The 17940-nt window shown below is 70.1% G+C and carries 14 protein-coding genes and 2 pseudogenes; 11 read left to right on the top strand and 5 right to left on the bottom strand.

Features of this window, described 5'->3' with window-relative positions; translation table 11 throughout:
- Nucleotides 1-76 precede the first annotated feature (76 nt).
- Together ACZ66Z_RS35630 and ACZ66Z_RS35625 are read left to right on the top strand one after the other, a co-directional pair.
- Nucleotides 77-1744: pseudogene (locus ACZ66Z_RS35630) on the top strand (heavy metal translocating P-type ATPase); the annotation flags it as partial.
- A complete protein-coding gene (locus ACZ66Z_RS35625) occupies nt 1741-2169 on the top strand; it encodes a (2Fe-2S) ferredoxin domain-containing protein (protein ID WP_469940048.1) in 429 nt (142 codons plus the stop codon). The pseudogene ACZ66Z_RS35630 and the gene ACZ66Z_RS35625, both read left to right, overlap by 4 nt.
- An 80-nt stretch (nt 2170-2249) precedes the next feature.
- Here ACZ66Z_RS35625 and ACZ66Z_RS35620 read toward each other — a convergent pair whose 3' ends face one another.
- Nucleotides 2250-2420 (bottom strand): hypothetical protein, encoded by a 171-nt coding sequence (locus ACZ66Z_RS35620; RefSeq protein WP_469940047.1) that lies wholly within the window; start codon nt 2418-2420, stop codon nt 2250-2252.
- A 630-nt stretch (nt 2421-3050) separates the two neighbouring features.
- On the opposite strand from ACZ66Z_RS35620, the gene mobF reads away from it, so the two are divergent.
- Both mobF and ACZ66Z_RS35610 read left to right on the top strand, forming a co-directional pair.
- Nucleotides 3051-4814 carry a MobF family relaxase gene (gene mobF / locus ACZ66Z_RS35615; protein WP_469940050.1) on the top strand — a complete coding sequence of 588 codons (1764 nt, stop codon included), beginning with the start codon at nt 3051-3053 and terminating at the stop codon, nt 4812-4814.
- Nucleotides 4811-5158, top strand: a complete 348-nt coding sequence (locus ACZ66Z_RS35610) for a hypothetical protein (protein ID WP_469940045.1) — start codon at nt 4811-4813, stop codon at nt 5156-5158. The genes mobF and ACZ66Z_RS35610 overlap by 4 nt, the downstream gene beginning before the upstream one ends.
- 601 nt (nt 5159-5759) lie before the next feature.
- Here the strand turns inward: ACZ66Z_RS35610 and ACZ66Z_RS35605 are convergent.
- On the bottom strand, nt 5760-5927 hold the full coding sequence (locus ACZ66Z_RS35605; protein ID WP_469940044.1) for a hypothetical protein: 168 nt from the start codon (nt 5925-5927) through the stop codon (nt 5760-5762).
- 1 nt (nt 5928) lies between these two features.
- On the opposite strand from ACZ66Z_RS35605, the gene ACZ66Z_RS35600 reads away from it, so the two are divergent.
- Together ACZ66Z_RS35600 and ACZ66Z_RS35595 are read left to right on the top strand one after the other, a co-directional pair.
- Entirely contained in the window at nt 5929-6240 is a 312-nt protein-coding gene (locus ACZ66Z_RS35600; protein ID WP_469940043.1) for a hypothetical protein, read from the top strand.
- A gap of 204 nt (nt 6241-6444) precedes the next feature.
- Nucleotides 6445-8046 (top strand): replication-relaxation family protein, encoded by a 1602-nt coding sequence (locus ACZ66Z_RS35595; RefSeq protein ID WP_469940041.1) that lies wholly within the window; start codon nt 6445-6447, stop codon nt 8044-8046.
- Here the strand turns inward: ACZ66Z_RS35595 and ACZ66Z_RS35590 are convergent.
- Nucleotides 7988-8236 (bottom strand): hypothetical protein, encoded by a 249-nt coding sequence (locus tag ACZ66Z_RS35590; protein ID WP_469940040.1) that lies wholly within the window; start codon nt 8234-8236, stop codon nt 7988-7990. The genes ACZ66Z_RS35595 and ACZ66Z_RS35590 overlap by 59 nt on opposite strands.
- Nucleotides 8237-8711: 475 nt before the next feature.
- Between ACZ66Z_RS35590 and ACZ66Z_RS35585 the strand changes: the two genes are divergently transcribed.
- A complete protein-coding gene (locus tag ACZ66Z_RS35585) occupies nt 8712-10238 on the top strand; it encodes an NHL domain-containing protein (protein WP_469940038.1) in 1527 nt (508 codons plus the stop codon).
- 520 nt (nt 10239-10758) lie between these two features.
- Here the strand turns inward: ACZ66Z_RS35585 and ACZ66Z_RS35580 are convergent.
- Both ACZ66Z_RS35580 and ACZ66Z_RS35575 read right to left on the bottom strand, forming a co-directional pair.
- A complete protein-coding gene (locus tag ACZ66Z_RS35580) occupies nt 10759-12609 on the bottom strand; it encodes an FG-GAP-like repeat-containing protein (RefSeq protein WP_469940036.1) in 1851 nt (616 codons plus the stop codon).
- A 67-nt stretch (nt 12610-12676) separates the two neighbouring features.
- A pseudogene (locus ACZ66Z_RS35575) lies at nt 12677-13396 on the bottom strand (hypothetical protein).
- Between the two features lie 411 nt (nt 13397-13807).
- On the opposite strand from ACZ66Z_RS35575, the gene ACZ66Z_RS35570 reads away from it, so the two are divergent.
- From ACZ66Z_RS35570 to ACZ66Z_RS35555, 4 genes are all read left to right on the top strand, one after another.
- Nucleotides 13808-14902 carry a hypothetical protein gene (locus ACZ66Z_RS35570; RefSeq protein ID WP_469940035.1) on the top strand — a complete coding sequence of 365 codons (1095 nt, stop codon included), beginning with the start codon at nt 13808-13810 and terminating at the stop codon, nt 14900-14902.
- Nucleotides 14903-14948: 46 nt separating this feature from the next.
- A complete protein-coding gene (locus ACZ66Z_RS35565; RefSeq protein WP_469940034.1) occupies nt 14949-15452 on the top strand; it encodes a hypothetical protein in 504 nt (167 codons plus the stop codon).
- Nucleotides 15453-15786: 334 nt separating this feature from the next.
- Nucleotides 15787-16506 carry a hypothetical protein gene (locus ACZ66Z_RS35560; protein WP_469940032.1) on the top strand — a complete coding sequence of 240 codons (720 nt, stop codon included), beginning with the start codon at nt 15787-15789 and terminating at the stop codon, nt 16504-16506.
- A gap of 29 nt (nt 16507-16535) precedes the next feature.
- Nucleotides 16536-17867, top strand: a complete 1332-nt coding sequence (locus ACZ66Z_RS35555) for a hypothetical protein (protein ID WP_469940031.1) — start codon at nt 16536-16538, stop codon at nt 17865-17867.
- Nucleotides 17868-17940 lie beyond the last annotated feature (73 nt).

Here is a 17940-nt window from a genome sequence, read left to right as displayed (position 1 = left end):
CGACAAGACCGCCACCATCTACCTCGCCGGACTCCACATCGCCGCCATCTTCATCTGGTCGGCGAGATGATCCGAAGGAAACGGCCTAGACGGTGCACTGCTGATCGTCATCTTCGCCACCTCCGGAGCGCTCGAGGCGGTCGCGACCGCCCGCACCGCCGACTCGGTCCGCGGGCTCCTCGATCTGGCGCCCACCACCGCGACCCGCCTCCTGCCCGGCGGCGGAGAAGAGAGCGTGCCCGCGGACTCCCTCGCAGTAGGCGACACCATTCTGGTGCGGCCCGGAGAGCGGATCGGCGCCGACGGGCAGGTGACCGACGGGGCCTCCGATGTCGACCAGGCCACCATCACCGGCGAACCCATGCCAGTCGCCAAGCAGGTGGGCGACGAGGTGTTCGCCGGCACCGTCAACGGCACCGGCGCCCTGCGCGTCCGCGTCGAGCGGGACCCCTCCGACTCGGTCATCGCGCGGATCGTGAAGATGGTCGAGGAAGCCTCCGAGACTAAAGCCCCGACCCAGCTGTTCATCGAGAAGGTCGAGCAGCGGTACTCGATCGGCATGGTCATCGCGACCCTCGCCGTCTTCACCGTCCCGCTCGCCTTCGGCGACACCCTCTCCTCGGCCCTGCTGCGGGCGATGACGTTCATGATCGTCGCCTCGCCCTGCGCGGTGGTGCTCTCCACCATGCCGCCGCTTCTGTCCGCCATCGCCAACGCCGGCCGCCACGGCGTCCTGGCCAAGTCCGCCGTCGTCATGGAACGCCTGGGCCAGGTGGACGCGGTCGCCCTCGACAAGACCGGCACCATCACCGAGGGCACCCCCCGCGTCACCGACGTCCACCCCGTGCCCGCCTCCGGCCTGGACGAGGACGAGCTGCTGGCCCTTGCGACGTCCGCAGAGCACCCCAGCGAGCACCCCCTGGCCCGCGCCGTCGTCGCCGCGGCCCGCGAACGCGGCCTCACCCCCGCCGAAGCCACCGACTTCACATCCGAGCCCGGCACCGGCGTCACCGCCACCGTGAGCGGCCGCACCCTTCAGGTCGGCTCACCCGCCCGGCTCGCCACCACCGCCGATACGGCGACCGGCAACCTGGTGCAGACCCTCGAAGACCAGGGCCGCACCGCCGTCCTCGTACTGCGCGATGGTGCACCGATCGGGGTCCTGGGCATCTCCGACCAGCTCCGTCCGGACGCCAAGGCCACCGTCACCGCCCTCACCACCCTGACCGGCCGCACGCCGATCCTGCTCACCGGCGACAACGAGCGCGCCGCCCGCCACCTGGCCGCCGAGGTCGGCATCACCGACGTCCGCGCCGGCCTCCTCCCACAGGACAAGGCCGCCGCCGTCCAGGACTGGGAAGCCGAGGGACGCCGGGTCCTGGTCGTCGGCGACGGCGTCAACGACGCCCCCGCCCTGGCCGCCGCCCACACCGGCATCGCCATGGGCAAGGCCGGCTCCGACCTTGCCCTTGAAACCGCCGACGCCGTCGTCGTCCGCGACGAACTCGCCACCATCCCCGCCATCGTCGACCTCTCCCGCCGGGCCCGCCACCTCGTCATCCAGAACCTGGTCATCGCCGGAATCTTCATCACCGCCCTCGTCGCCTGGGACCTGATCGGCACCCTCCCGCTGCCCCTCGGCGTCGCCGGCCACGAAGGCTCCACCGTCATCGTCGGCCTCAACGGCCTGCGCCTCCTGCGCGAACGCGCCTGGACCAACCCCTTTACCAAGGACACCAAGTGAGCCGCCGCACCCGCCGGGACCGCACGGCCGCCCCCGACGGGACGGCCGGTGCGGCGGCACGATGCACCGTCACCGTCTGCCGCGGATGCTGCTGCGGCACCACAGCCAAAGTGCCCCGCCTCGACCACGAAGCCCAGCTCACCGACCTGTGCACCACCCTGTCCGGCATCGCAACCATCCGGCGCACCGACTGCCTCGACGCGTGCGAGCGGGCGAACGTCATCGTGGTCCAACCCTCCGCCGAAGGGCGCAAGGCCGGAGGCCGACCGGTCTGGCTCGGCCAGGTCAACGACCCGGACGCTGCCGCCGACATCACCGCCTGGGTCCGAGACGGCGGCCCCGGCCTGGCAGAGCCTCCCGGCGTCCTCGACCTGTACGCCTTCCAGCCCTCACGCCGCGTCCGCGCTGAACTCCACGACGAATAGCACCCACACGCAACACCCTGAACCCGTACGCGCGACATCCCCAGAGGCCGTCGCGTGAACGGTTTCGCGCTGTTCGGCGCTCAGGAATCTCCGAACCCGCGCGCTTCGCGGAGGCCGGCGCGGAAGCGTCCGGGCCCGGTGCGTAGGTCGTCGACGAAGGCGTTGACGGCTTGGTGGAAGCGGTGGCGCTGGGCGGGAATGAGGCGGTTCAGGTCGGTGGTGAAGCGGGACAGGGCTTCGTACGTCGGCACGGTCTCCTCCAGGAAGCACGAAGCCCCCGGCCGGTGGCCGGGGGCGGGGATGTCTCACCCGGGGGTGAGGGAGTCGGTGACATGGTGCGGGTCGGGGCGTCTCTCGCTGTTGAACGGGGGAGCCTACGTAGCTCTCTCCTGGTGGAACGGAGTCGGTTGTTGTCGCTTGTTGGGGCTCGTGAGGTCGTGGCGCAGCATTCGCACGGCCCCGGTCAGCTCTCGTAGCGGGCGCGCATCAGGTCGTTCCACTGCTGTGCGCGGGACATGTCGTTGGCGCAGTAGCGGCAGTGGGGCACCGTGTCGATCCGGGTGGGGTACGGGCACGTGCGAGCGGACGACGACGGTCGGGCGCAGCGTGAGGGGCCGGCCGCACAGCGGGCAGAGGTCTCCGTGGAGCAGTTCATTAGTCATGCGGCGGACTGTGCACAGGTCGGCGGCTTACCGTCTCGTGCTGACCCGGTGGCCCGCCTGGCGGGCGGGGCGGTAAAGATCTGGTGAGGCTCTCCCGCCCGGCGGGAAGGACCTCGGATCACACTTCTGCGCAGGTAAGTGCCGGGGTTCCATGGGCCGGTGATTAGCAAATCGAAGGTCAGCCCGGGGAACGGGTGGCTCTACCTCACCCGTGACGTGATGGTCGGCGACGGCCACCGCCGGGCGGGCACGCCGCTGCGCGCTGCCCAGGACGAAGCTGGTGTCCCGCCCGACGTGTGGAAGGGCCGGGGCCTTGCCGCGCTCGGCCTGACGGACGGGGACGTGGTGACCGAGCGGCAGGCCGAGCTGCTCCTGGGGGAGGGCCGGCACCCTGACGCCGACCGGATCGAGCGCGGGCTCCTGGCGCAGGGCAAGAGCTCGGCGCAAGCGAGGCGGGCGACCGTGCTGGGCAGACCCATCGAGCACAACGCCTCGCCGAAGACGGAGAAGGCGAAGGAGCGCACGCCGTGGCTGGCGATGGACCTGGTCTTCCGAGCCCCGTCGACGGCCCACATCGCGTGGGCGCTCACCGACGACGAGACCTGTCTCGTGCTGGAGTCGTGCCAGGACGTCGCCCGGGACAGGACGCTGGCGTGGCTGGAGGAGTCGGTCGCGCAGATCCGGTGGGGGAGCGGTGGCAAGCACCGTCGGCCGGTGAAGGACGGGTTGATCGTCGCGGTGTTCCGGCACTACGAGTCCCGCGCTGCCGAGTCGAAGCCGCTGCTCCACGACCACGCGGTCGTCTCGATCCGGGCCCGGCGGCCGCACGACGGGAAGTGGGGCAACCTCTCCGCCGACTCGATGCTGGCCCACATTGTCGCGGCCGACACCCTCTACGCCCTCCACTTCATGGAGGAGGTGACGGCCCGTCTCGGGTGGGCGTGGGAGCCGCGCGAGGTGACCCCGGGCCGCCGGCCCGTGATGGAGATCGCGGGGATCGACCGGCGGCTGATCGGCTGGCAGTCGACCCGCCGCCAGCAGATCGAGGACGCGCTGCCTGTTCTCACAGACAAGTACGAGGAACGGCAGGGGCACGCGCCGGGCGAGAAGGCCGGCTACGCGCTGGCCTGCCAGGCCGCCGACCAGACCCGCCCACCCAAGCGCACCGAGCTGCTGTCGCTGACCGAGCTGCGGACGCGATGGCGCACCTCCGCGATCCGGGCGTTCGGCGCCTGCACCGTCTACCGGCTCGCCGAGCGGGCCCGGGCGGCGGCCGCGGCGGTGTGGGCACGGGTGCGGTCGGTGGTCGACCTCGCCCTGGCGGCCGTCGACGTCGTCGCCGTGGTGTACGTGATGCGCGGCGCCTTCGCGCGCCACCACCTCCTCGCCGAAGCCCGCCGCCACCTCTCCTACGTCCTGCGCGGCCTACCCCACGAACCCGGCCTGGACGAACGGATCGTGCAGACGGTCGTCGACGACCACACCCGCCCCGTTGGGCGCGGCCGGAGGATGACCGCCGATCTGCGTGCCCTGTACCCGCGCGACACCGAGGACCAGGCCGTGCTGCGCCCGCTGACCCGCAAGCGGACCGCCCCGCTGTACGAGCGGGCCCGCCTCGCCGCCGACGCCCTGGCCGCCCGGGTCCATGCGGTGCGCCGTGCGGAGCGCCTGGGCTCCCGCCCCCGCCCGTACGCCGTCGCCATGCCTGCCGTCTCGAGGTCGCGCCCGCGGCCGTTCCGCGACGGCCGGAAGGACGGCCGCGTCCTGGAGCCGGAGACCGGCGTCGACACGGTGGAGCGGACCCGCCAGACCTTGGAGGCCGCCGCCGCGCAGGTGGCCGCCACGTTCCAGGACAGCTGGCGGGCACGCGAAGCCGCCCACGGCCTTCGCCCGCAGCCCACCCCGGCGACGACCCCGCAGCCGCACACCCAGCAACCCGGCACCCAACCCACGCCGGGCCGAACCACAGGAGGAGTCACGTGAGCACCCCAGAAGAACGCCCCAACCCCGACGACGCGCTCGCCCGCGCCCGAGCCGCCCGCGAGCAGATGGCCGCCGCGCTCACCGAGGACCAGGAGCCGGGCCCCGACGAGCCCCTGGGATGGCAGCCGATCTGGAAACGCCCCCGGAAGCCGAAGTCGAAGGCCGCGAAGAAGGCGGAGCTGCGCAAGCAGCGCAAGCGCCTCCAGGAAGCTGCCAAGCGCCGCCTCGCCGCGAGGAACTCGCGCCGGCCTCGCGCCCGGCAGAACCGGATCGGCAACGCGGCCGCGCGCCGCGATGCCCGCGCCCTGTCCCGGGTGCGGCACTCCAACGCCTGGCTGTGGTGACGATGCCGGACACCGTCCACTGAGTGGAGCCACGATGTTCTGCATCCAGTGGTGATGCACGACACCGAGTGGACTCCACCGAGTGGGTACCACCGGGTGGGCTCCCTGAGTGGACTCCACCGTGGTGCACCGGACGACGATGGACTCCACCGTGGTGCGCACCGCGATGGTGCGCCACCGCGTCCGGCACCGCACCACTCCGACGATGCCCGGCACTTTTACGCGCCGGTGCGCCGCACCCGAGGCTCCGCACCGCGCCGGTGCGCTCCGCCGCCGCGACCCCTTGTCCGGGTGCGGCCGGACGCGCGCGACCCCCTTGTCCGGCTCCGCTACACCCCCTTGTCCACCTCTGCTACCGCGACGTTTCCCCTTGACATCGCCGGTTTCGGCTCGCGATCAGGTCGCGGTCAAGGGGGTGTGTGATAGAGGAGCCCGCCCGGCCGTGGCACGCCCCGGCGCGGTGCGGCGACGCCGGGAGACCGCACCGCCGGCGCTCGGCGGTGCGGTGCGGTGCGGTGGAGCGGGTGGAGCGCACCACGGTGGTGCGGTGGTGCGCCGGGGACGCGCGCCGCACCGCACCACCACCGTCCCGGAGGTGCGGTTACGCGGTGGTGCGGTGGGCCGGGTGCGCCTCCATCGCCTGCTTCATACCCGCGTCCTCCAGCCGGCACAGGACGTCGGCGACGTCGCCGTGGTCCTCGGTGGGGATGTTCCTGGTGAAGCGGGTGATGGCGGTTGGCGACGCCCGGCAGACCGCCCAGGCACACACCGTGGCAGAGGAGCTCCAGCAGCAGCCGTCCGAGCGCGGCGGCGAGGAAGGAGTGCTCGCACGGCTCCCCGTCGTGGTCGTCCACGGCGGTGACCGGGATGAAGACGCGCGCGGCGACGTCCACGAGCAGCCGGTGCAGCTGCTCCGGGCCTGCCTCGTCGGCGACCGCGCCGGCGGTGTAGATGTCCCCGGCCTGCCACGCCCGGATGTAGGCGAAGGCGTCGGCGATGTCCTGCGGCTCCATCGGGGCGAGCGGCACGGTGACGGTGTTCTCGGGCATGGGTGGCTCCTCATCTTCGGGCCGCCCCGCTGATCACGGCGGCCTCGAAGACACCTTCGAGCTGCGGGCCTGTGGACAGAGCCCGGCCGCCGACGGGGGAGAACTCTCCCCCCGAGTTGATCACGATGCGGTCACGGCGGAGGGATTCTCCGAGCCCGGCGTCACACCGAGCCCGAAAACCGCACCTGTAGAAGGTGAACGGCGGGATAGGCCCGCCCCACCTTCCAGGAGCGCCCTGTGGCGAGCACCGCAGACGACCCCGAGCAGCCCCTTGACCCGGCCGGACAGGCCCCCTCCGTGGACCCCTCCATCACCCCCTCCACGCCGCGCCGTCAGAAGCCGGGCGTTTCCGCAGGTCAGGCCCGGCGGAAAGGGGGTCGCCGCAGCGCCGACACCCCTCATGTAGATGTAGCAAGGCGTCCGCAGCACCGGAAGAACTCGACCGGGCCCCGACGCCGGGAGCTCCTGCAAGCGCTGGGGATCTTCCAGCGGGCTACGCCCGACCAGCTCTGGAAGCTGACCCGTCCCGGCAACCAGCACGACAAGCTCGTACGCGACAACCTCTTGGACCTGGAGGACCACCAGCTGGTGAGGCCCGAACTGGTGCGGGAGGATCAGCGGCAGGTGTGGGTGCTGACGAAGCGCGGACACGACGAGGCGAAGCAGCTGCTGGAGCCGAAGGGCATACGGGTCTCGGCACTGCGCGAGAAGAAGTACGACCCGGTCACCAAAAAGCTGCTCGGTGCCGGTTACGACGACCACGCGGCGGCGGTCACCTCGACGGCCGCCGAACTCCACCAGGCCGGGATCGGCTACCGGCTCGGCTTCCAGACGGAGATCGGGCACCGGCTTGGCGACGGGTACGTGCAGCGGGCGGACCTGGTGGTGCGGGCGCCGCAGGCCGGGGTGCCCGTGCTCCTGGTGGAGGTCGACCGCCGTACCGAGGACGCGCACGACCTGGTGACCAAGCTGCGCCGGTACTGGGAGTGGGGCCGGCTGCTGCCGAAGGACGCGGACAAGCGCACCGTGGACCTGGTCCGCTCCCAGCCGGACGCGATCGAGCGCGTCGACCACGAGCAGCGGCTGTGGCGCCGCGTCTACCCGCCGACCGGCCGGGAGGGCCTGGTGCCCCTCGCGTTCGTGTTCGCAGACACCACCGAGACCAAGGTCGCCAACACGATCGCCGTCCTGGAGAAGGCCGGCCGACGCTACTGGGCGCCGCGCCGGTACGACTCCCTCTACGAGAAGGCCATCACCGCGCTCGACTACCGCCAGGCGGTCCCCGTCGTCGTCACCACCCTGGAACAGCTCCAGGAGCACGGCGCCGGTGCGGCAGTGTGGCGGCGCCTGGGACGCAGCAGGGAGCAGACGCTGACGGACGCGCTCGACAACCCCGACGGCCACACCCTCTACCGCGCCCAGGAAGCCCGCGCGGACGCGGAAGACAAGCGGCGCCGTGCCGCTGAGCGGGAGGCGCAGCGCCCGGTGTGTACGCGGTGCGGGCGGAAGTTCAGCGACGAGCGCTGGGAGGAGATCACCGTGCACCGGACCGCCGTCCGGGCCGGGGACAGGACGGTGTGCGGCTCATGCCGCGCCGACGACGTCGCCCGCCAGGAGGCCGCCGCCGAAGTTGTCCGCATCGAGGCCGCCGCGTCGCCGGAGCCGCAGGACGGTCCCGAGCTGGAGAGGGGCCGCGGCTGGTTCCGGCGGCGGACCTTACGGTGCATGCTCGCTGTGCGGTCGGCAGCTGTCAGGCCGCACAGCGGGACCGGTCTCGAAGTCACCGCGCCACCGGGCGGGACGGACGGGTGTCGAGCTTGCCTGCCTCGATCACCTTGACGCCGTCGTAGTACCACACCCATCTTCCGCCGGTCAGTTTGCAGCCGGCCGCCACGGCCGGTTCCTGGACGGCTTCGAGGCCGGTGTTCCAGTGCCGGAAGGAGGCGCGGGTGTAGTCGGTGCGGTCCTCCTCGGCGGCGGGGAGTCGTCCGACGGCGTCTTCCAGCGGCAGCACCTTCGGAACCAGCATTACCGCCGTGGTCGTAGTCGTGGCCATGGCGGCGGGGAGGGGAGGGCGAGCGGAGTCAGGGCGAGGCAGAACGCGGCAGCTCCGCGCAGCAGATTGGCGATCACGCCCGTAGGCATAGCGGACCCGGGCCCACGGACACGCCGGGGGCCGGGGCGCTCATCGACCGCGCGAGGCGCCGGAGTTCGGTGGAGAAACGCTCCGTCTCGATGTGGGCGGGTTCACCCGTGAGGACGAGACCGTACGAGGCCGCCCTGCGCCGGCTGTCCGGACCGGTTGGTCCGCAGGAAGCGGTCGGGCTGCCAGGAACGGTCCGGCTGGATGGCTGGTCTGCTTGCTCTGCGTGGTCGTTTCGTCAACGTGGGTCCTGATGCTCACCTGAAAGGTGATCTTGCCGGTTCCTGGGGCTTTATGACTTTCTGGAACCGGCAAGAAGGCTGTCCATGCCGGGCGGCCGGTGGACGGTGAAGGGACGACGATGAGCACTCCTGAGGCGGCGGACACGGACGGCGAGGGCTTCGTCCCCTTGATCCGTACGGTGGCGGGCAGCGGAACCGCAGGATTCAAGGGGGAAGCAGAGCCTGCTGTGTCAGCCCAGTTGAACCGTCCCTACGGGGTCGCGGTGGACAGCGCGGGCACCTTGTACTTCTCCGACCACCTCAATCACCGGGTCCGCAAGGTCACCCCGGACGGGACGATCAGCACGGTCACGGGCAATGGGACCGGGGCGTACAAGGGCGACAACAGTCCTGCCGTCTCGGCTCAGGTGAGCTCTCCGCGCGAGATCGCGGTGGACGGCGCCGACAACCTCTACATCGCCGACGACGCCAACCACCGTATCCGCAGGATCACACCCGACGGGACGATCACCACGGTCGTCGGCACAGGCGCCCCGGGCTTCAGCGGCGATGGTGGCCCGGCCATCGCCGCCCGTCTGCAGCGCCCGATCGGGGTGGCGGTGGACAGTGCCGGCAACCTCTACCTCACCGAGTACGGCGGCCATCGGGTCCGCAAGGTCACCGTGGACGGGAAGATCAGCACGGTCGTCGGCGACGGGACGGCGGGTTCCACCGGTGACGGTGGCCCGGCCACCGCCGCTCGTCTGAACACCCCTTACGGGATGGCGCTGGACGCGGAGGACAGCCTCTACATCGTCGAGTACCACGGCCACCGGGTCCGTAAGGTCACCGCGGACGGGAAGATCAGCACGGTCGCCGGCACGGGCACCCAGGGCTCCGGCGGAGACGGTGGCCCGGCCATCTCGGCCCAGCTGCACAACCCCATCGGCGTGGCGGTGGACAGCGCCGGCAACCTGTACATCTCCGAACACAACACCCACCGCATCAGGAAAGTCGCACCCGACGGAACGATCAGCACCCTTGCCGGAACCGGCACAGCGGGATGCGGCGGGGACGACAGCCCGGCCGCCACCGCCCAGCTGAAGAACCCCTTCGGCCTGGCCGTGGACAGCGTCGACACCCTCTACATCGCCGACCACCACAACCACCGCATCCGGAAGATCACCTCGGAGAAGATGGCCGGCCTGCCCGAGTCCGGTACGACGGTGTCCTGGACCAACGCCCGCAGCAAACTCCGCATCGGTGTGCACCGTGAATCCCTCAAGGACGGCGCCGCAGTCCACCAGGCGCTGGCTTCCCTCCGCGCCCACCAGAAGTGGCGGCTGATCGCCACCGGGCAGGCCGATGGTGAGATTCTGTACCGGATCGAGAACGTGCGCAGCGGCAAGGTCCTGGAAGTCACCGATGCCCAGGAGACGGCCGGGGCACCGGTGGCGCAGCGCACCTACGCAGGCAGCGGCGCCCGCCACCAGCAGTGGCGGCTCGTCCCCATGAGCTCCGAAACCGATACCTCCAGGGTCTACGAGATCACCAACCACCACAGCGGCCTGCTCCTGCATGCCGACACCAACGCCCCCATTGCCCTCACACAAGAGAGCGAGGACGGCGATCACCGCAACCGTCAGTGGCAGCTCCTGCCCGTCTGATCCCGGTCGCAGGACGCCACGAGAACCTGGGCGGGCCCTGCCTTCGGAGGGGGCCCGCTTGGTGGGAGTCGTTTGCGGACCGGTCATCGCGACGTTGTATTTCTCCTTGGCCTGGTGTGAGGTCAAGGAGAAATACGCGCCAATACGTCCTGCCCGGTTTCCGTACGGCCGAAGAGGCCGGGGCAGCGTGTGCCAGAACCTCTTGGAACGCTGAGCTGAGGCGGTACAAGCACCGCGCCGCCCTTCTGCCGTCCCGTCCGGGCGGTCGGTCAGCTCCAGGTGAGGTGTTCGCAGAGCAGGAGGCGGGCGCGAGTGCGACGGCGCTGGGAAGGACCGCCGGTCCGGCGCAGGCCGCTGTAGGGACGTGGAACTTCCCGGAGGGGACAGCCGAGCGTGTTGAACCGGCCACAGGTGCTGCCCTGTGCGGATCATGTGGCCGCCGGCCCGGTTGGACCGGGCCGGCGGCTTTCGGTGTCTGGCGGTCAGATGATGAGGGCGACTGCGCGGGGCGGTGCTGGGGTCAGCGGGTTCGGAAGCGGCGGTAGAGGTTGAGGGCCACGTACACGCCCGGGCCGCCGAAGCCGATGATGTCGACACGCCCGTCGCCGGTGATGTCGGCGAGGAAGCGGGGGTGGTGGCCGACCCGCCAGGCGCCGGCGTCGTCGTCGTACCCGAAACCGCGGCACACGAGCTGGGCCTGCTCGAACGTGCCGTCGCCGCGGTTGTGCGCGACCCAGACTCCTTCGTCGCCGAAGCCGACGATGTCGGGGTTGCCGTCGCCGGTCACGTCGGCGAGGAGGCGCAGGTGCTTCTTGGCGGTCCATCCCTGGGCGGTGCCGAAGTCGTTCAGGACGAGCTTCGAGGGCTCGAAGGTGCCATCACCGAGGCCGCGTGCGACGACGACGCCGTGGGGGCCGAAGCCGATGATGTCGGTCGCGCCGTCGCCGGTGGTCTTCAGCAGGAACCGGGGGTGCTCGTCGGCCGAGACCCATCCCCGGTCGGTCCCGAAGTCGTCGAGGACGTACAGGGGCTCGGCGAATACGCCGTCCTCGTCCTGGAGGGAGATCCAGACGCCGTCGTCGTGGCAGCCGACGATGTCGAGCCGGCTGCTGCCGGTGGTGTCGGCCAGGAAGCGAGGGTGCTCCTCCAGGAGCCACCCGCCGGCCTTCTCGTCGTGGCCGAACGCCTGGAGAGCGGGCTCGTCGGACAGTGGCGCGAACGTGCCCTCCTCGTCCTGGAGGGAGATCCAGACGCCGTCGTCGTGGCAGCCGACGATGTCGAGCCGGCCGTCGCCATTGGTGTCGACCAGAAAGCGTGGATGCTTGTCCGCCATCCACCCGCCGGCCTGATCGCCGTGGCCGAACGCCTTGAGCGCCGGCTCGCCGCCCGGGGGCGGGAGCGTTCCGTCCTCCTCCTGGAGGGACACCCGCACACCGTCGGCTGCCAGCACCACGACGCCGGGCCTGCCTTCGCCCGTGATGTCGGCCAGGGTCCACAGGTCCGCCGGACTCGGGGACGGTGCGGGCGGGTACAGGACGCGCTCCTCGTCCTCGAACGTGCCGTCACCTCGCGCAGCCGCCGTCACCGCCCCCTTGGCCGGCTTGAGAGCGACGATGTCCGCCGGCGCCTTCCCGGCGGTCTCGGCGAGGAACCGCGCGCCGAGACCGGCCCACCAGCCCGGCTGTCCGCCGGGACGGGGCGCGGCCCCTTCGCTCTTCCACCCGCCGGCGTCCTGGTCGGTTCCGAACCGGTCGAGGACCAGGAGCAGATCGCTGAACGAGGGGGTCGCGCCGGGTGCGGGCCGCAGTGCCGCCGAGGGAGCCAGCCGCCAGGACTGCCGGCTGTTCCAGTGCCCCAGCCGTGCCCAGCGCAGCACCGGGTCGCTGACCCGCTCGGGCTCGGCCGGGACGAGACGCCACCGCTGACTTTCCGCTTCCTCGTCGTACACGCGCAGGACGACCGGGGTGGCGTCCTCAGCAGACGCGCCGGGATCGGTGTCCAGGTCGAGGACGGTGTCGTCGGTCGCGCTCTCGATTACATAGAGGGCGGCTTCGCCGGCGACGGGGACGATGCGCCACTGCTGGCTCTTCCTGCCGTCGGCCGCGGCCCCTTGCCGGACGCCGCCGCCTGCGGCGGCGGGCTGCTCGAGGACCTTGTTGCCGTCGGTCGCGTCGCCGATCACATAGACCTGCTCGTCCTCCGGCGTGGCCTGCACGGGGACGATCTGCCACTGCTGCGGGGCCGAGCCGGCCTTGGGGAGCTCACGGACGACGAGCGTCCCGTCCGAAGCGGGTACGGCTCGGGGGCCGAGCGGTTTCCCCGTGGCGGCGTTGACGATCTCCAGTTTCAGTTCTTGCGTGGGCACGGGCATCGTGGTGCCTCTTCCAGGCGGTGCGGACGGTGACTCGGGACGGGCGGGGTGCGGCGGTGGCCGACGGTCACGTGAAGACGTGGTGGTACGGGACGTTCCACTCGCTGGGCAGGCGCGGGTAGAAGGTGTTGATGACCGTCCCGGTGAAGTCCCCGCCCCAGTTGTAGGTGAGCCGGACCTCGCTGTTGGCCGCCACGGCGTGATCCTTGAAGCCGAGGATGGTGTCGGGGTGGGTGATCGGCACGAAGGTGATGCCGCCCCACGGTGTGACCGTGACGACCCAGAGCTGGCTGTCCTCGGGAGCGCCGTTCTTTCCCCGCCACTTCTCGCCCACCTTGTCGGGCAGCCCGACCTGGACGGTGTCGGCGGTGCTCTGGGGCGCGTCCTGGTGGACGGTGATCCGCCGGCGCTGCGGCTTGGGGGCGCCGTCGTCGCCGCGTCCGGCGGCGGTTCCGCCCGCGCCGGCCGGCTTGGGCGTCGCCTGGCCGGCGGCGCTCTCGATGAAGTACAGGGGCCGCTGTCCGAAGAAGCCGGCGGGGGTGATGTGCCAGAGGTGGCCCTTGGCCTACTTGACGGTCTCGTCCAGGGCGGTGGCGAGCTGGACGCCCTTGTCGTGGCTTGCTTCGCCCAGCTCCGCGGGCCGCAGGTAGCCGCCGTTGAAGGCGTGGACGAGCATCACCGGACGGTTCTCCACCAGCGCCGCCACGATCGCGTTGTCGTAGCTGTTCACCGCCACCGGGCCGCCGACCACCAAATTGGACATCGCCGTGCGCTCTTGCGTGTACATCGCGAAACCTCACCTGTCCTGAACGAGGGAGAACAATGCTGTGGACGCCGGGCCCAACGGTCCGTGACGCCGCATTTACTGGCGACCCCGGCCCGTTTTCACCGAGGAAAAACACGAGAACGGGCCGATGGCTGGAAATTGAAATTCCACCCAGAGCAATGATCGAGGTCACGCTACCCGCGGGCACGCGGGGTGAAAACTGATCGATCGAGTTACAGGGGATGAAGAAAGGTCACTTCACCGGCGTTTCGGACGCTTTTTCCGAAAATCGATCACTCGATTGAGCGCGATATGTAAACGCGCCTTCCCGGGTGGGGTCCGGCGCGGTAATTTCGCGTGGCGGAACGCGCGCAGGCTTCTGTCTGCATTTCACCGAGCGCGGTTCGGCCGGAATTAGTCGAGGACGGGTAGATGCCTTCCACCGCATACAGCCTGGTAGACGCCAAGCGTCAGCCGCTGACCAAGAAGAACCTGCGGGAACTCAACATCGAGCAGACCTGGCAGGCGCTCCTGAACCACCCCAACCTGGTCTACACCGACCCCTCCGGTGTGAAGCACAAGCCCGTCGGGTTCTCCGTGAACAAGTCGAGCTTCGGCACCTTCTCCGGGACCGCGTTCCAGCGGGGATGGCTGGCCTACATGAACCTCGGGGAGCCGCTGATCGAGGTGCGCGGTGACATCGCCCAGCCCCCGCCCGACACGTTCTCCTCCCGCACCTACGTCAACCGCAGCGGCGACGAGATGACCTTCACCGACTCGGTCGACTTCACCATCTCCAACGGGGTCACCTGGTCACTGCACGGCGACGCGAAACTCACCTTCGGCGGCAGCATCGGCGCCTCCCTCCAGCTCCAGCTGCAAAACCAGCTCCGCCTGGACCTGCAATCGCAGCTCGCGGCGTCGTGCCAGAACGGGACGGCGAACAAGAACGGCAACACGGTCACCAACAAGAACAGCAAGGACAGCGTCGGGGTCGACAACGCCAACACCACCGAGACATCCGCGAGCAGCTCCGCGACGAACTCCACGTCGAACACCATGACCAACTCGGTCGGGTTCACGACCACGGGCAGCGCCACCGGCAACGCGTCCCTCAACGCCCAGCTGGCCCTGGGCATCGCCGCCACCGTCGGCGGCTCGCTCACCACCAGCTGGGTCTCGAAGTCGCAGATCTCCGGGAAGGTGCCGGCGAACTCCCGCGTGCAGACCATCGTCACCCAGCGGCGCACGCGCAAGCAGTACACCTACGAGATCCCGGTGACCTTCTCCGGGCTGATCGCGGTGCAGTACGCCGTCCCGGTGGCGGTCCTTGCTCCCCCACAGCCTGGCACCTACCCCGGCCTCGACCACACGGTCGCCCACGACATCAACGACCTCGACCTGACACCCGGCGGCTTCCACATGCACGGGCTGGCCGAAGTCGTCTCCGCCCTGGACGTCCACCACACCCTGCTCGACATCGAGACCCTGACCGTCAGCCAGCAGACCCTCTACAAGCAGCCCTGACCAGGCGGCACCCCCGCCACGACGTAGACGACCAGAGGTGACGACCATGGTGTTCGACAACATCTTCAACTCCGCCAGCAGGGGCGCGGGGCTGTTCTCCGTGACCACCGACCACACAAAGCCCCGCCCCGGCGAGAACATCGACTTCGAGGACTCCGACGACGACACCTATGACGACACCAGCACCAGCCTGTTCAACACCGCGATCCATGGCGCCTCCTCCCGCGCGAAGATCGTGCAGGAGACCTCACCCGAGGCCCGCGCCGTCCTGGGCTTCCTCGGCTCCTTTGTCCAGACCACCCAGGCGTCCGCCGGCGCACAGGCCCAGTACGCCCATCCCGGCTCGGTCGCCCAGGCAGCTTCCGCCGGCATGCAGGACGCGAGCGCGACCGTGAAGGAGCACGGTGACCTCCAGAAGGACGAGGACCTGCAGACCAGGCCCAGCAAGAGCGACTTCACCAAGCCCCCCAAGACCCCGCAGACCCCGCAGACCCCACAGGCACCCCAAGCGGCCAAGGCAACCGCGGAGAAGCCGTCCCGCTCGGAGTAGGAACACGCCACCGACCGGCTTCGACGCAAACACCAACGCCTGCTCTAACCGCGGCCACACCCACATCACCTGCTGCAGAATTCTGCCCGCCACCTGACCCCCGCGCACCCACGGCAGGGGCCGTAAAGACATCCCGCGCCGCCCTGCCTCACGGCCCGACCAGGCAACGACTTCCAGGCCAACACCACCAACGCACGCGGCATCACCACCGGCGGCAACATCGTGAACGGCAATGTCAGCGACCCCACGAGCCCGCGGCTCACCCTCGACGAGCCCGGCCTCTTCCCGGTGGACATCCGGCTGGACAACAGGGGACCACCTGGACGAGGCAACCGTGACCGTCACCGGCACCCACATCCAGTCCACGCTGCTTCACATCACCCTGGCCGGCGCCCATCTTGCCCATCTTTGCGCCGGCTACGAGAGGAGTCTCACCGTGCCCGCTGCCACGATCGATCTGCCCTTGAGTTTCTCCGTCCCCGAAGACTTCCACGACATCGATCTGACCGTTTCAGCCGAGGAGAACACCACCCGCCTGGTCGAGGAACTCACCGGTCTGCCAGAACCTCCCGCGGACGAGGAGATCACCCATGCCGTGCTGGTGCAGCAGGCGATGTACGAGATGCTGGCCGCCGCCAGTGCCGTCTACGCCGGCATCCTCCTGGCCGGACCCACCCAGGACGATCCCGAGGGCCGGCTCACCTCGCTCATGCTGACGGTCACGGCTCGGCCGAGTGAGCTGTCCAACAACCAGACGATCCACCGCCTGGCCCGCACCATGGGCGCCATCTACCCGGAAGCCGAAGTAGGAGTAGTACGCCTGCCGAGCGGACTTGCGGTGCTGCTCACCGAGGACAGCAAGGTCGAACGCCCGGTGAACCTTCTGGGGGAGGGAGGCGGCCCCACCGTCGTACGCCAGATGCACGTGTTCGTACCCGTGCCGGGGCGACTGGCGATGGCGGACTTCTCCATCGCGACGGAGAACATCGCCGAGTGGGACGACTACGTCGACCTCCTCGGGCAGGTCTGCAACACCATCGCCTTCGACGACTGACCGGCCGCACGCAAGGAGGACCCCGGGACATGAAGACGCTCTACGAGGGATACGGCCGCTTCCTGATGCCGAACCTCGGCTACGAGGCGGGTCGCGGTGACCCCATCGTGGGACCGATGCACACTGCGCTCAACAATTACACCAGCAGCTTCAACGCGCCCACCCCGTGGCACTGGACCGACAAGATCCTCAAGCCCGAGGACCGCTACCGCATCGAGCAGATGATCCGCGCCTACCTCTACCAGGAAGACCGGATCACCGCCGCGCTGCGACGCCTGGACCAGGAATTCGCGACTCTGCGGGAGTCTTCCACGGAAATCGCCGAGCAGATCGCCGAATTCCTGCAATCTCTGTGGCGGGCCGCCGGACAGCGCAGGGAAGACGACCCCCTGGCCCGAGTGCTCCCGCCCTACCGACGCGGGTCGGTCATCGACTACACAGACCCCGAGATCGCCCACCTGCACGACTTCTCTTTGGACCGTGCCTCCCAAACCCCCCTGGGACGGTTGAAGGACAACGGCTACTCAGCCGACCGCGTCCCGGACCGAGAACTGCGTGACCTGCTCGACCTCGTCCTGGCCGTCCAGGCGGAGTATCAGCTGCAGACCCTGCTGCTGAACCGCGAGCTCGGACGGATTGTCACCACCCGCGGTCAGGAGGCGGAGTACCTGAAGGCCGCTGCCGCCAAAGCCGCGGCGGAGGCCGCGCAAGATGACTCCCTAGGGATCCTGGGCGACGTCCTCGGAGTCGTCTCCGCCGTGTCCGGCGTCCTGGCGATGATCCCCGTACTGACCCCTCTGGCCGGGCCCGTCGCTATCGTGACGGCGGCCGGCGCGCTGTCCGTCAACACCGCAGACGCAGCTATCAAAGGCGACTGGGATGCCACCACAATCGTCGGCCTGGGCGCCGACGTGGTGGGCGCCCTGCCGGTCGTCGGCGCGCTCGGCAAGGCCGCGCGGGCCGGGAACCTCGCCATGCGTTCGGTCGGCAGGGCGGGCGTGGCCGTCCGCAGCGGGGGCCGGGCCTTTCTCGCCGCGACCGGTGGTGCCGCCGCAGCCGAGGCAGGAACCATCGCCAACTACCTCGGCAACACGGGCGCCAGATATGTCGGCGCGAGCGCCCGTCACGGGAAACTCGCCGGAAAGGTGATCGAGGGAACGGTCACCCTGGCCACCATCATCCCCACCAGCGTCGCCCTGGCCGGCGCGCCCGACTCCGACGCCGCACAGGACACGAGCACGGCCGTCGACTTCACTCGCGGCATGGCCGACCACGTCGGCGACTGGGTGGAAATGGGCGCCGCCACCGCGAAGAAGGCAGGCGGCGTCTCTCTCGCCCGCTTCGCCAAAGCCTTCGCCTGACCCATGCCGAAACGGTATCTCCCGCCCCGGCCCGGACCGCCTAACCGAGCAGTTCCGCGCAAAGGGTCGGCAT

This window comes from Streptomyces sp. NPDC107498, assembly GCF_055582805.1.
Note: the sequence above shows the minus strand (reverse complement) of the source record. Positions and strands in the feature narration are given on the sequence as shown.

Excerpts from the sequence above, each read along its gene's own strand:
- mobF (WP_469940050.1), top strand. The coding sequence starts at position 3,051 with ATGGTCGGCGACGGCCACCGCCGGGCGGGCACGCCGCTGCGCGCTGCC.
- ACZ66Z_RS35565 (WP_469940034.1), top strand. The coding sequence starts at position 14,949 with ATGGTGTTCGACAACATCTTCAACTCCGCCAGCAGGGGCGCGGGGCTG.
- ACZ66Z_RS35580 (WP_469940036.1), bottom strand. The coding sequence starts at position 12,609 with ATGCCCGTGCCCACGCAAGAACTGAAACTGGAGATCGTCAACGCCGCC.
- ACZ66Z_RS35585 (WP_469940038.1), top strand. The coding sequence starts at position 8,712 with ATGAGCACTCCTGAGGCGGCGGACACGGACGGCGAGGGCTTCGTCCCC.
- ACZ66Z_RS35570 (WP_469940035.1), top strand. The coding sequence starts at position 13,808 with ATGCCTTCCACCGCATACAGCCTGGTAGACGCCAAGCGTCAGCCGCTG.
- ACZ66Z_RS35590 (WP_469940040.1), bottom strand. The coding sequence starts at position 8,236 with ATGCTGGTTCCGAAGGTGCTGCCGCTGGAAGACGCCGTCGGACGACTC.
- ACZ66Z_RS35555 (WP_469940031.1), top strand. The coding sequence starts at position 16,536 with ATGAAGACGCTCTACGAGGGATACGGCCGCTTCCTGATGCCGAACCTC.